Origin of the sequence: Microbacterium sp. MF43 (assembly GCF_012847295.1) — a bacterium.
GTDB lineage: Bacteria > Actinomycetota > Actinomycetes > Actinomycetales > Microbacteriaceae > Microbacterium.
Genome location: NZ_JABBDY010000002.1, coordinates 126,750 through 139,372, shown reverse-complemented (window position 1 = coordinate 139,372; position 12,623 = coordinate 126,750). Strand labels below are relative to the sequence as shown.

General features: G+C 68.6%; 11 protein-coding genes. 8 read left to right on the top strand and 3 right to left on the bottom strand.

Features of this window, described 5'->3' with window-relative positions:
- Nucleotides 1-128: 128 nt before the first annotated feature.
- Nucleotides 129-1,367, bottom strand: a complete 1,239-nt coding sequence (locus tag HF323_RS05030; protein WP_169581502.1) for a low temperature requirement protein A — start codon at nucleotides 1,365-1,367, stop codon at nucleotides 129-131.
- Nucleotides 1,368-1,484: 117 nt separating this feature from the next.
- Between HF323_RS05030 and ispG the strand changes: the two genes are divergently transcribed.
- The 5 genes from ispG to HF323_RS05005 all read left to right on the top strand — a co-directional run bounded on the left by ispG (nucleotide 1,485) and on the right by HF323_RS05005 (nucleotide 7,007).
- The gene (gene ispG, locus HF323_RS05025; RefSeq protein WP_169582105.1) at nucleotides 1,485-2,615 is read left to right on the top strand and encodes a flavodoxin-dependent (E)-4-hydroxy-3-methylbut-2-enyl-diphosphate synthase; all 1,131 of its coding nucleotides are present in this window, start codon (nucleotides 1,485-1,487) and stop codon (nucleotides 2,613-2,615) included.
- 4 nt (nucleotides 2,616-2,619) lie between these two features.
- Entirely contained in the window at nucleotides 2,620-3,483 is an 864-nt protein-coding gene (locus tag HF323_RS05020) for a phosphotransferase (RefSeq protein WP_169581501.1), read from the top strand.
- A gap of 97 nt (nucleotides 3,484-3,580) precedes the next feature.
- Entirely contained in the window at nucleotides 3,581-4,642 is a 1,062-nt protein-coding gene (locus tag HF323_RS05015) for a hypothetical protein (protein ID WP_169581500.1), read from the top strand.
- A 305-nt stretch (nucleotides 4,643-4,947) separates the two neighbouring features.
- On the top strand, nucleotides 4,948-5,775 hold the full coding sequence (locus HF323_RS05010) for a hypothetical protein (protein WP_169581499.1): 828 nt from the start codon (nucleotides 4,948-4,950) through the stop codon (nucleotides 5,773-5,775).
- Nucleotides 5,776-5,903: 128 nt separating this feature from the next.
- Nucleotides 5,904-7,007, top strand: a complete 1,104-nt coding sequence (locus HF323_RS05005; RefSeq protein WP_169581498.1) for a hypothetical protein — start codon at nucleotides 5,904-5,906, stop codon at nucleotides 7,005-7,007.
- A 22-nt stretch (nucleotides 7,008-7,029) separates the two neighbouring features.
- Here HF323_RS05005 and HF323_RS05000 read toward each other — a convergent pair whose 3' ends face one another.
- The gene (locus tag HF323_RS05000; protein ID WP_169581497.1) at nucleotides 7,030-8,049 is read right to left on the bottom strand and encodes a 1-aminocyclopropane-1-carboxylate deaminase; all 1,020 of its coding nucleotides are present in this window, start codon (nucleotides 8,047-8,049) and stop codon (nucleotides 7,030-7,032) included.
- An 80-nt stretch (nucleotides 8,050-8,129) separates the two neighbouring features.
- Nucleotides 8,130-8,765, bottom strand: a complete 636-nt coding sequence (pcp, locus tag HF323_RS04995; RefSeq protein ID WP_169581496.1) for a pyroglutamyl-peptidase I — start codon at nucleotides 8,763-8,765, stop codon at nucleotides 8,130-8,132.
- A gap of 122 nt (nucleotides 8,766-8,887) precedes the next feature.
- Between pcp and HF323_RS04990 the strand changes: the two genes are divergently transcribed.
- The 3 genes from HF323_RS04990 (at nucleotide 8,888) to HF323_RS04980 (ending at nucleotide 12,591) form a co-directional block, all read left to right on the top strand.
- Nucleotides 8,888-9,424, top strand: a complete 537-nt coding sequence (locus HF323_RS04990) for an RNA polymerase sigma factor (RefSeq protein WP_169581495.1) — start codon at nucleotides 8,888-8,890, stop codon at nucleotides 9,422-9,424.
- Nucleotides 9,421-10,602, top strand: coding sequence for a hypothetical protein (locus tag HF323_RS04985; RefSeq protein ID WP_169581494.1), 1,182 nt, complete (start codon nucleotides 9,421-9,423; stop codon nucleotides 10,600-10,602). Before HF323_RS04990 ends, HF323_RS04985 begins: the two co-directional genes overlap by 4 nt.
- Nucleotides 10,603-10,794: 192 nt before the next feature.
- Nucleotides 10,795-12,591, top strand: a complete 1,797-nt coding sequence (locus HF323_RS04980) for a proline--tRNA ligase (protein ID WP_169581493.1) — start codon at nucleotides 10,795-10,797, stop codon at nucleotides 12,589-12,591.
- Nucleotides 12,592-12,623 lie beyond the last annotated feature (32 nt).

Sequence of the window (12,623 nt, the reverse complement as noted above, 5' to 3'; positions counted from 1 at the left end):
ACCGCCCGAGGGCGGTCTGTGGTCGCGCGAACCCACCGCCTATGCGGTGAGCCACCAGGTGAGCTGCGCGGACATGGGGTGAACCTATCACACGGCGTGCCGGGGCATCCGCTCGATGACGCCTCGGATCAGCTCGGCGTCGTCGCCTTCGCGAGCATCTCCTGGCCATGACGCCAGCCCACCGTCTCGTAGCCGACGACCACGACCACGGGGGAGCACGCGATGAGGAGGATGCCGACTCCGAGCGTTGCGCCGAGGGCCACCGCGACGACTCCGGCGGTGAGGAAGGCGATCACCCCGAGGTAGAGCCAGACGTGGAACGGGTCCACCTGCATGAGCAGCAGCGAGTACAGCACGAAGAGCATCGTCTCGAAGCCAAGGACCGGGATCGCGATGCAGAGCGCCGCGAAGACCGCGTCGACGTGGGCATCGTGGGAGATGACATAGGCGGCGACGTGCAGGCCGGCGCCGACAGCGATCACGGAGCCGAACATCAGGATCTGCAGGTATCCCCAGGTGAAGGAGCGCTCGCGGTGGTGCTCCAGCACCATCGCCCAGGGGATCGCGAAGTACATCCACCACATCGCGAACGCGAGTGCGACGCCGCCGAACGCCACGAGGGCGGTCTCGAACGTCCACCCCTGGACCTCCACCACGGCGGAGATGGCGAGGATGGTGCCGAGGATCACCTCGCCGAGCGTGATGATCAGCAGCAGTCCGTACCGCTCGGCGATGTGATGCGGATGCCACGGCGTGCGGCCGAACCGGAACTCGGCGAACAGCGGCCCGGCCAGTTCGAAGAGCACGAGAACCGTCGTGAAGATCAGCGTGGTGCCCAGCGGCAGGTTGAGGAAGATGAGCGCGATCCAGCCGACCTGGGCGATCGAGATGTTCGCGATGTATGCCAGTGCCGTCCGCCGGCGCTTCTCATCATCCCGCGCCACCCGCAGCCAGAGCGCGATCGTGGCGATCCGCATGATGACGTATCCGGCGACCATGACGCCGTTGTTGAGGTTGCCGCCCTCGTCGATCGAGCGGAAAACATCCGGCACGCCGAGGGCGACGATCAGGACGCCGATCATCACCACCATCGTCGCGACGCGGAAGTAGATGTCGTCGGTGTCGTACGCGGACGCGAGCCACGAGTAGTTGATCCACGCCCAGGTCGTCGCGAACGCCGCGAACCACCAGCCGAGCAGCGCCGTGCCGGTATGGCCGAGCTCCAGGTAATGCGCCATCTGCGTGCCGACCTGGCTGAAGGCGACCACGAACACGAGGTCGAACAGCAGCTCCAACGGCGTGGCCGAGCGATGGGCCTCATGCGGATCGCGGCCCGTCATGCGCGCGTAGAGGTGGTTGACCGTCATGACCGGGAAGATACACCGAGTTGGGCGGCGCAGGAGCGTCGCGTTCACCCAGCCCACGGCCAGCCCCGACGCTCTCCGCCCGCGTAGGCTGGGACCGTGCCAGCCGTGAATCTCGGGATGCCCAAGGTCCCCGTAACGCTCGCCCCTCGCCGCAAGAGCCGCCAGATCAAGGTCGGCAAGGTGCTGGTAGGCGGCGACGCTCCCGTCAGCGTCCAGTCGATGACGACCACGCCGACCACCAACATCAACGCCACACTCCAGCAGATCGCCGAGCTCACGGCGTCCGGCTGCGAGATCGTGCGCGTCGCGGTGCCGTCTCAGGACGACGCCGATGTGCTCCACATCATCGCGAAGAAGAGCCAGATCCCGGTGATCGCCGACATCCACTTCCAGCCGAAGTACGTCTTCCAGGCGATCGACGCCGGCTGTGCGGCGGTGCGTGTGAACCCCGGCAACATCCGGCAGTTCGACGACAAAGTCGGCGAGATCGCCGCTGCCGCCAAGGCTGCGGGGGTGTCGCTGCGCATCGGCGTCAACGCGGGCTCGCTCGACCGGCGCCTGCTCGAGAAGTACGGCAAGGCCACGCCCGAGGCGCTGTGCGAAAGTGCCGTGTGGGAGGCCTCCCTCTTCGAGGAGCACGACTTCCACGACTTCAAGATCTCCGTCAAGCACAACGACCCGGTGATCATGGTGCAGGCGTACCGGCTTCTCGCCGAGCGCGGCGACTGGCCGCTGCACCTCGGCGTCACCGAGGCGGGCCCGGCGTTCCAGGGGACGATCAAGAGCGCGACCGCCTTCGGCATCCTGCTCGGCGAGGGCATCGGCGACACGATCCGCGTCTCGCTCTCGGCGCCGCCGGCCGAAGAGGTGAAGGTCGGCCACCAGATCCTCCAGTCGCTGAACCTGCGCGAACGCAAGCTGGAGATCGTCTCGTGCCCCTCGTGCGGACGCGCCCAGGTCGACGTCTACACCCTGGCCGACAACGTGACCGAGGGGCTCAAGGACATGACCGTGCCGCTGCGCGTCGCGGTGATGGGATGCGTCGTCAACGGTCCCGGTGAGGCCCGCGAGGCCGACCTCGGGGTCGCCTCGGGAAACGGCAAGGGCCAGATCTTCGTCAAGGGCCAGGTGATCAAGACCGTGCCCGAGGCCGAGATCGTCGCCACTCTCATCGAAGAGGCGAACCGCATCGCCGAGGAGATGGGACCGAGCGCGCCGGTCGGCACCGCCCAGGTCGTCACCAGCTGAGCGGATGATCCTCTCGCGGCTCCCGCCCTCGCAGCTCGGACTGGTGAGCGCGTGGCTCCCGGAGTGCCGCGTCATCGCCGACCTCAGCTGGCGGGACGGTTCGACGACGGTCCTCCACGTGTGTTCGGGAGGAGCCGAGTACATCGTCAAGGCCGGCGGCCCCGCCGATCACCACATCGGTCGTGAGCTCGATGCGCACGGGTTCGACGGCGGCGTGGATCGGGTCGCTGCGTGGCGGCGCGACGAGAGTGCGGCGCGTGTCGTTCACGCTGATCGTGCCCACCGCCTGCTCGTCCTCTGCTACCTCCCCGGACGCCTGGCGTACCGCACCTCCGCCGCCACCGATCCGGAGGTTCATCGCCGCGCCGGCGCGCTGCTCCGCCGGTTCCACGATCAGGCGCGCGTCGTGCAGGAGGGGGCGGATGCCGCGGCCACCCGCCGCACGTTGCAGTGGCTGGACGGACCACACGCGATCGCGCCGGAAGTAGAGGCTCGTATTCGTGAGGCGCTGCGGAGCGCCGAGGCATCCGAGCCCCCTCTCGTGCCGACGCATGGGGATTGGCAGCCGCGCAATTGGCTGGTCGATCGGGACCGCGTGCGCGTCATCGATCTGGGAAGGTTCGCGATGCGCTCGGCCGACACCGATTTCGCTCGCCTCGCCGCCCAGGAGTGGCTGGACTCACCGGAATGCGAGGTCGCATTCTTCGAGGGCTACGGAGGAGACCCGCGCGAGCCGGCGCATTGGCGCCTCGTCCAGCTGCGGGAGGCGGTGGCCACCGCGGCGTGGGCGCGCCGAGTGGCCGACGCCGGTTTCGAGGCACAAGGACACCGGATGATCGCGGCGGCTCTGGAGGCAGCGCCAGCCTGACTGGGGGTCACGCGCATGCCGCCGTGGGCATGCGCGTGATCGGATCGTTGTCCACAGGGTGCTGGGGCCATCTCGAAGAGATGCGACGATATCCGCCATGGGAAAGCGCGGCGTGGCAGTGCTGGCGATGATCGCCGCGCTGTTGTTGGTGATGGTGGCGATCGCTCTGGCGGTTCTGTTCACGCGCGACGCGCAGGCCTCGGGTCGCCCTGCACCGCCCCCCACCGAACCGGCCACGATCGCCACCCCGACTGTCGAGACGGTGATCGAGCCGACGGTGCCACTCGGCGGCGACTGCACCCAGGTGCTCACCGCCACCCAGCTCGACGGGCTGCTCGGAGCGGGATGGATGCCGGAGGCGCAGTACCGCGACACGTGGAATGGGCCCACCCTTCCCAGCATGCGCGAGGTGTCCCTCGGTACGCTGGGCGGGCTCGAGTGCCAGTGGTACTCCGCCGACGGAACGGTCGGGGACCTCGGGGTCGTCATTCTTCCCGTCGCCCAGGTACCGCCCGCGTTCGCGGCGGCGTATGCCGAGGAGCGATGCGACCCCTCGTACGACGCGCTCGGCTGCCGGATCGGCAAGCGGTCAGGCGACTACTGGATCATGACGCGCGCATACCGCTCGTCAGAAGACATGCCGGAAGGATTCCTCGCGCGCGCCGCAGATGAGGCCGCGGCAACCGTCGGCGATCGATTCGACGGCGTCGCGGCCGACCGGCAGGAGACCTGGGCGACGCTCCCGGCCTGTGACGCCCTCGCCGAGGCGATGCGACTGGAGAAATCGCTGGGGAGCGGCTATGTGAACGGGTACTGGGAGGGGGTCGAGCAGCCTGAGGAGGCGATGCTCACCACCGCCGGAGTCGGTCTCACCTGCCCCTGGTTCAGCGTGGATGGGAGCGCCCCGGGCGGGCGCAGCTTCATCGTCACCGGCACGGTGGGTGCGGGGGCATCCTGGGCTTGGGACCGCCTGGCTGCGACGGAGGGGGCCGTTCCCGTCCCTGTCGACGGTGCGGTCAGTGCGGTGACCTTCGAGGTCGCCAACGACCGGGTGTGGCTCTACGCCACAGACGGTGCCAATGTCGTCGAGCTCACAAATGCCACGACGTCGGACCTGGTGCCGATCGCGGAGCGGATGCTGTCCGTCCTCGCGGGATAGGACGAGCGAGCAAGAGGTATTCCGCGGTCGGCATGGGGCGATCTCGTCGTTGTGGACAGCGGACCGAACGGACCGCCGAACCATGCGATGATCAATCCGTGCGCCGCCATCGCCTCTCCTCCATGACGCTGATCGCCGTAGCGACCCTCGTTGTCGTGGGCTGCTCCGCACCAGCGGAGCCAACCGCCGCACCGCGAGTCGAGTCGACGAGATCGCCCTCACCGTCGACCGAGGCGGCTCCCGCTCCGAAAGTCCCTCTCGACGGCGACTGCGATGCGCTTCTGTCGGTGCCCGCGGCGGAAGCAGTGTTCGGGACCGCAGCGGCACCGTCCGTCGAGCCGCTCGGGCATGTTCTCCCCTCCTCCCCGGCGCCCGCCGCGCTGCTCGGCGGCATCGCGTGCGCATGGATATCGCCGTCGTCGCAGATCCCCTGGATGGGCGTGACGATCTTCCCGGCCGAGATCGTGCCCGACGAAGTCGTCGCGAAGGGATCATCCTTCGAGTGCGACGGCTTCGGGATCTGCGGCCGCGCTGTGGCGCACGACGGGACGTGGGTCCGGGTCGACGTGGCCCGTTCCCTGGCTCCCGAGCGACCGCTCGGCGACGAGGAGGCGGCCACACTGGTTGAGGCCGTCGACGAGATGCTTTCGTCGATCATCGATCTCTCATCCCAGACGCTCCTGGGCGTACCCAGCCCGCCGGCCACCACCTGGTGGAGTCCTCCCTCCTGCGAGGACCTGGAGGGGACCGTCGCCGCTGCGGCGGCGATGAGCGCCCCCGAGCCCGGCTTCCCATCCGATGCGACGTCGGACGGCCCGGCCTGGGAGGTCATACGCGCGAACGGTCTCATCGAGTCGTGCGCCTGGCACGAATACAAAGGGGCGGACCTGGTCGCCACCGAGGTCATCGTCATGCCGGGCGCCCAGACGCCCTCGATCGAGGAGTTGGACGACGTGAACGCCAGGCCCATCGAGATCGCGGGAGCAGATGAGGCCTTCTTCCTTGTGCTCGACGACCGCCCGAGTGCACGCAGCACCGCGGTCCTCGCGGTCGTCGGTGACAATCGCGTGACCGTGGTCGGTTCCTCGGCCGAAGACGTCGCCGCGGCCGTCGTGGGGGAGCTCGGGCCGTGACCGATCCCTCGGCATGAGCGAAGGTCGACTGACGGGTTGCGGACGCATGCCGTCATGGGCATGGGCGTGATCGGATTGTTGTCGATGAGGTGCTGCGCCGGTCGGGCCGGCAAGTGATGATTCCTGTCATGGGAAAACGTGCGGTTGTCGTGCTGTCGAGCGTCGCCGCGCTGCTGGGGATTCTGCTCGTGGTCGCTCTCGTCGTGGTACTCGGGAACGCCGCGGCACCGGCGTCGGCGCCCGGCGCGTGGGTTCCCACGCAGGAGCCGACGCCAACGCCGACAGCTGCGGCGCCGCGTGATGATTCTTCCCCGACCGCTACACCGACGCCCGGGCCTGCGCCGACGCCGTCAGCCGCACCGACCTCGCCCGCCGGCGCATGCACGAGGGTACTGACCGAACCCCAGCTCGACGACCTGCTCGGCGCGGGGTGGACGACCTACGACCTGCCGACCGAATACATGCGGCGTGTGTCGATCGGCACGCTGGGTGGGATCGAATGCCGTTGGCAGTCCGAGAACATATTCACCGCCGGAACCGGTTCGTTGAGCGTGATCATCCTCCCCGCGGATCGGGTTCCCCCCGCCTTCGTCGACGCGTACTCTCCGGTGCGCTGCGAAGAGTCGTCCGACGGCACGGTCTGCCGTGCCAGTGCATTCGCCGGGGACTACTGGGTGATGACCCAGGCGCTTGCGGCGTCCGACGACCTCCCGACACAGATGCTCGAGCGCGCCACGGGGCACGTCGCGAGCACCGTCGGCGCGACGTTCGAGGGCACGGCGCGACAGCGCCAGGCCGATTGGCTTCTCCTCCCTGAGTGCGAGGATCTCGCTCGTGACATCCGACTCGACGAGATCATCGGCACCGGGTACGAGCACGGAGACCCTTGGGGAGCTTCAGAGGCGCCCGAGGACGCGATGATCAGGGAAGCTGGGGTCGCCGTCGTCTGCCCGTGGTTCAGCGTCGACGGCAGCGGTCCGCGAGGCGATAGCTTCTTCCCGACCGCGATCCTTGCAGCGGGAGGTGCCTGGGCTTGGGAGGCGATCGCCGGACTCGAGTCGGCCGTCGCGGTCGACGTCGAGGGGGCTGTCGGCGCGGTGATCCCGCGCCCGGGTGAGCCCTGGGCGACCCTCTTTGTGACCGACGGCGTGAACCTGATAGGTGTCTACGGCCTCGAGGGGGCGGATCGGATCCTCGTCGCGGAGCGGATTCTCGGGGCTCTGCAGAGCTGACCCTCGCAACACCCCTTCTCGGTCAGCTCCAGAGCGAGTGGTAGGCGTTGATCGCCGGCTGGCCGCCGAGGTGCGCGTAGAGCACGGTCGATTCCTTCGCGATGTCGCCGCTCTTCACGAGGTCGATGAGGCCGGCCAGGGACTTGCCCTCATAAACGGGGTCGGTGATCATCGCCTCGAGCTGGGCACCGAGCGCGATCGCGTCCATCGTCGACTGGACCGGGATCCCGTAGAGGTCACCCGCCCATCCCTCGAGCACGTGGATCTCTTCGTCGCGCAGGTCTCGACCGAGTTCGATGAGCTCGGCGGTGTTCCGCGCGATGCGCGCCACCTGGTCGCGGGTCTTCTCGAGGGTCGCTGAGGCATCGATGCCGATCACCCGGCGCTTCACTCCGGTGAGGTCCTCGAGCGCCGCGAATCCCGCGATCATGCCGGCGTGCGTCGAACCGGTGACCGTGCAGACCACGATCGTGTCGAAGAACACGCCGAGCTGCTTCTCCTGCTCCGCGACCTCGAACGCCCAGTTCGCGAAGCCGAGTCCGCCGAGAGGGTGCTCAGAGGCGCCGGCGGGGATCGGGTATGGGGTGCCTCCGGATGCCTCGACCTCGGCGAGTGCGTTCTTCCACGAATCACGTATTCCGATATCGAAGCCGGCGTCGTCGAGCCGGGAATCGGCACCCATCATCCGCGAGAGCAGGATGTTGCCGACCTTGTCATTCACCGGGTTGTCCCACGGCACCCACTTCTCCTGAACGAGGCGGGCCTTGAGCCCGAGGTGGGCGGCGACGGCGGCGACCTGCCGCGTGTGGTTGGACTGATAGCCGCCGATCGACACGAGCGTGTCGGCGCCGGAGGCGAGCACGTCGGGAACGATGTACTCGAGCTTGCGCATCTTGTTGCCGCCGTAGGCCAGCCCGCTCGAGACGTCCTCACGCTTGGCCCACACCTGCGCGCCGCCGAGGTGCTGCGTCAGGCGCTTGAGGTGCTGGAGCGGGCTGGGCCCGAAGGTGAGCGGATAGCGGGGGAACTGGTCGAGCTTCACGGGATCTCCTCGAGTCGGGTCGTCGACGCGCGACGACAGGTCGATATGCAATATATCGCGCTCGGTCGACCGCTCCGCGTTCAGTGCAGCGTGCCGCCCGGCAGGGGGAGGTCGGTGGGCTCATCGAGCGCCGTGCGGACGGCGATCTCGAGGGCATGCACGATGTCGGAGAGCGGCAGGGTCGAGGCATCCGGTCCCGGTGCGTCCTCGGCGGACCATGGCACGTGGACGAAACCGGCGCGCGTGCCGGGCGCAGCGGCGTCGAGTGCGGTGAAGAGGACGTGGTTGCACACGAACGTGCCGGCGGAATACGACACCTCTGCGGGGATGCCGGCGTCACAGATCGCCTTCGCGATCGCCTTGACCGGAAGGGTTGCGAACGCCGCGGCAGGCGCGCCCTCGATCGAGGGCGCATCGACAGGTTGAGCGCCGTCGTTGTCGGGGATACGGGCATCAATCAGGTTCACGGCGACCCGCTCGATCCCGATCGCCGCGCGACCACCGGCGAGTCCTGCGGCGATCACGACGTCGGGCGCGTGCAGGGCGAGCAGTTCACGAAGGCGGCGTGCTGCCCCGCCGAACGCCACCGGCAGAATCGCGGTGATGAGCGTTTCCGGGCCGTTCCATCGCGCAGCGACCCGATGCACGGCCTCGCTGGACGGGTTGGCGGCATCGCCGCCGAAGGGCTCGAATCCGGTGAGGAGAACGGTGGCCATCCGCCTGCCCTTCAGTCTCGCGGCCCCCGACCGGTCGATGATCGGTGTCCTCGGTCCAGGCTACGTCCCGGTGCGCAGCGAGTGGGTGTGAACGAAATCGCCGTTGCCGGACACTACTTGTTATGAGCGAAGATGACGCGGCCCTCTGGGCGCGGCTGAGGGCTGGGAACGAGTCCGCTCTGGGCGACCTGTTCGATCGCCATGAGGCGCGACTATTCCGCCATGCCAGCCGCCTCCTCACGGCGCGCGAGGACGCGAAGGACGCTGTCGCCGTCGCATTCTTCGAACTCTGGCGCAAACGCGAGACGGTACGGCTCGTTGACGGATCGCCGCTTCCGTGGCTGCTGAACACGGTGTCCCACTCAGCGAGGAACCTCGAACGCTCGGCGCGGCGTTACCGCGCTCTGCTCGTCCGCGCGCCGCTGTCTCCCCACACGCAGGCCCCGGTTGCACCCGACGAAACAGGCATCCTGGCAGCTCTCAAGCGACTTCCCGCGCGGGAGCAGAGCGTGATCGTCCTGACCGTGCTCGAAGGCTACCCCGACCGCGTGGCAGCGGAGACGCTGGGAATACCGGTCGGCACTGTCAAGTCCCGGCTCGCGCGCGCAAAGGCCAAGCTGCGAGACGAAATGGCGGCGATGGAAGGAGCATGGGCATGAACCCGGAACTCACGCCGCGCGAGCACGCGGACATGCGCGACACGATCCTCGCCGGCGCGCAACGCCTTCGCTCGACGAGCCAGCGCCGCATGCAGGTGATCGCGGCGTCCGTCGCCTTCGTGCTGGTCGCCGGTATCAGCGGCGGAGCGATCGCGACGGCATCCCTCATCGGCCTCGGCACCGATCCCGGCCCCGTCGCGACCCCGACCGCGACTCCTGACCCGGAGCCGAGCGTCACCGCGCCTGCCCCCGAGCCGACGGTCCCGCCTGGACCCCCGGCGGAGGGGAACGTGGCGTTCGAAGGCGAGTGTGAGAACGCCCTCAGCGACGGAGAGGTCGAAGTTGCTGCAGGCATCCCGATGATGCTGTCGGATTACCGCTGGAGGACCGGCGCCAACGAAGTGCTCGGCGGAATCGACTGCGTGTGGGTGTCCGACGGCGCCTACTTGGAGGCGATCGTTCACCTGCTCGCCTACCCTTCCGCCGTGGTGAGCGAGGAGCTGCGCGCCGGTACCCCCACGGGGTGCCGCCCGGTAGCAGAGGACGGCTCGCGCGTCGAGTGCACCCAGGCAGCGCTTGCCGATGACACCTGGGTTCTCGTTCGAGTCACCGGAGCTGAGACCAGCGTCAATGAGGCGTCCGCAGACGGTCTGCTCACACAAGCCTCCACAAGGCTCGCCGACCACCCCTCGCCCGTGCCTGCGACACGGACGGACGAGTGGTGGACGCTTCCGGACTGCAACGAGGTCGTCGCCGCTGTGGATCCGGCCGTGTACGGGTTCGAACGCGTCGCGCTCCTCGCGCAGAGTTCGCCCGGGGAGCCCACCGAGGCGCAGAGCGACCTCACGCTCATCTCAGGAGCGACGAGCTGGTGCGAACTGCACTTCACGTCTGGAAGCGGTGATTCGAGCTCCGGCGAGGTCGTCCGGATCGACGTGGTGCCGGGTGGCGCCATCGCGTTCCAGACCGCTCTCGACGCAGCGGATACGCAGCCGGTCACGGTGGACGGGGCGCAAGCCGCAGTCATCGCCCCGGGGCTGAACCGGTATGAGGGGGCAGGGAGCGTCGTCGTCGCCACCGACGGCGTCAACGTGCTCATGGTGACACCGGACTTCATCCGGCCCGCCTCGGATGCCGCAGCGCTGACGTCGATCCTGCTGAGCATGATGCATCCGTGAGGGGGACGCTTCGCTCGCCGGCGCCTTCGGCGCGCGCTGTGCTTGTCTGATCGCGGGGTGGTCCCCGCGAGGACTCGCTTCGCTCGCCGGCGCCTTCGGCGCGCGCTGTGCTTGTCTGATCGCGGGGTGGTCCCCGCGAGGACTCGCTTCGCTCGCCGGCGCCTTCGGCGCGCCCCCATAGACTTGACCCTCGTGGTCACCCGTCTGTCGCACTTCTTCCTCCGCACGCTCCGCGAAGACCCGGCTGATGCCGAAGTCACGAGCCACCGGCTGCTCGTGCGCGCCGGCTACATCCGCCGCGCCGCGCCCGGTATCTTCACGTGGCTGCCGCTGGGACTGAGGGTCAAGGCGAAGATCGAGGACATCATCCGCGAGGAGATGGCGAACGCGGGTGCGTATGAAGTGCACTTCCCCGCGCTGCTTCCGCGTGAGCCCTACGAGCAGTCGGGTCGCTGGACCTCATACGGCGACGGCATCTTCCGGCTTCACGACCGCAAGGGCGCGGACTACCTGCTCGCTCCGACGCACGAGGAGATGTTCACCCTTCTCGTGAAGGATCTGTACTCCTCTTACAAGGACCTGCCCCTGTCGATCTACCAGATCCAGGACAAGTACCGTGACGAGGCACGCCCGCGCGCCGGCCTCCTCCGTGGACGCGAGTTCACGATGAAAGACGCGTACTCGTTCGATTACACCGACGAGGGTCAGGATGCCTCGTACCAGGCGCAGCGCGACGCGTACGAGCGGATCTTCCAGCGCCTGGGTCTCGAGTACGTCATCGTGGCGGCCGACAACGGCCTGATGGGCGGCGCCCGTTCGGAGGAGTTCCTCCACCCCATCGCGGTGGGGGAGGACACCTTCGTCCGTTCCGCCGGCGGCTACGCAGCCAACGTCGAGGCCTACACGACCACCGTTCCCGACGCGATCCCGTTCGACGGCCTCGGTGAGCCCGTGATCTTCGACTCCCCGAACACCCCGACGATTCAGACTCTCGTCGATCACTCCAACGCCCACCTGGACCCGCCCGCGGCCGGCATCGCGGGACCCGACACCGACGGCGTGACCGAGTGGACTGCGGCCCACACGCTGAAGAACGTCGTGCTCGCCCTCACCCATCTCGACGGCACGCGCGAGCTCGTGATCGTCGGCGTGCCCGGCGACCGCGACGTCGACGACAAGCGCGTCGAGGTCGCGTTCGCTCCCGCGGCCGTCGAGCCGGCGACCGAGCAGGATTTCGAGAACAACCCGCTGCTCGTGAAGGGCTACATCGGGCCCTGGTCCGAGACCGGCCCCGTCCTCGGCGAGGAGTCGGCCACAGGCATCCGGTACCTGCTCGACCCGCGTGTGGTCGACGGCACCGCGTGGGTCACCGGCGCCAACATCGACGAGAAGCACGTCCACACGCTCGTGGCCGGGCGCGACTTCACCGGGGACGGATTCGTCGAGGTGGCCAACGTCCGCGCCGGCGACCCGGCGCCCGACGGCTCCGGCCCTGTCGAGCTCGCACGCGGCATGGAGATCGGACACGTGTTCCAGCTCGGCCGGTTCTTCGCCGAGACACTGGGGCTCAAGGTCCTCGATGAGAACGGCAAGCTCGTCACGGTCACGATGGGGTCGTACGGCATCGGAGTCACCCGCATCCTCGCGATCCTCGCCGAGCTGAACAACGACGAGAAGGGCCTCGTATGGCCGGCCTCGGTCGCGCCGTTCGACGTGCACGTCGTCGCGACAGGAAAGGACGCGGTCGCGTTCGACCTGGCCGAGCGGCTGTCGGCTGAGCTCGAGGCATCCGGCCTCGACGTCCTCTACGACGACCGGCCCAAGGTGTCGCCCGGTGTCAAGTTCGGCGACGCCGAGCTGGTGGGCGTGCCGCAGATCGTCATCGTCGGACGCGGCGCTGCCGACGGTCAGGTCGAGCTGTGGGATCGCCGGTCGGGTGAGCGCGACGTGGTCTCGGTCGCGGACGCGGTCGCGCGGCTGGGCGGCTGACACCGGCTCGGGCCGCCTGGGCGTGGCACCCT

Excerpts from the sequence above, each read along its gene's own strand:
- HF323_RS04985 (WP_169581494.1), top strand. The coding sequence starts at position 9,421 with ATGAACCCGGAACTCACGCCGCGCGAGCACGCGGACATGCGCGACACG.
- HF323_RS05005 (WP_169581498.1), top strand. The coding sequence starts at position 5,904 with ATGGGAAAACGTGCGGTTGTCGTGCTGTCGAGCGTCGCCGCGCTGCTG.
- HF323_RS05015 (WP_169581500.1), top strand. The coding sequence starts at position 3,581 with ATGGGAAAGCGCGGCGTGGCAGTGCTGGCGATGATCGCCGCGCTGTTG.
- pcp (WP_169581496.1), bottom strand. The coding sequence starts at position 8,765 with ATGGCCACCGTTCTCCTCACCGGATTCGAGCCCTTCGGCGGCGATGCC.
- HF323_RS05030 (WP_169581502.1), bottom strand. The coding sequence starts at position 1,367 with ATGACGGTCAACCACCTCTACGCGCGCATGACGGGCCGCGATCCGCAT.
- HF323_RS04990 (WP_169581495.1), top strand. The coding sequence starts at position 8,888 with ATGAGCGAAGATGACGCGGCCCTCTGGGCGCGGCTGAGGGCTGGGAAC.
- HF323_RS05020 (WP_169581501.1), top strand. The coding sequence starts at position 2,620 with ATGATCCTCTCGCGGCTCCCGCCCTCGCAGCTCGGACTGGTGAGCGCG.
- ispG (WP_169582105.1), top strand. The coding sequence starts at position 1,485 with ATGCCCAAGGTCCCCGTAACGCTCGCCCCTCGCCGCAAGAGCCGCCAG.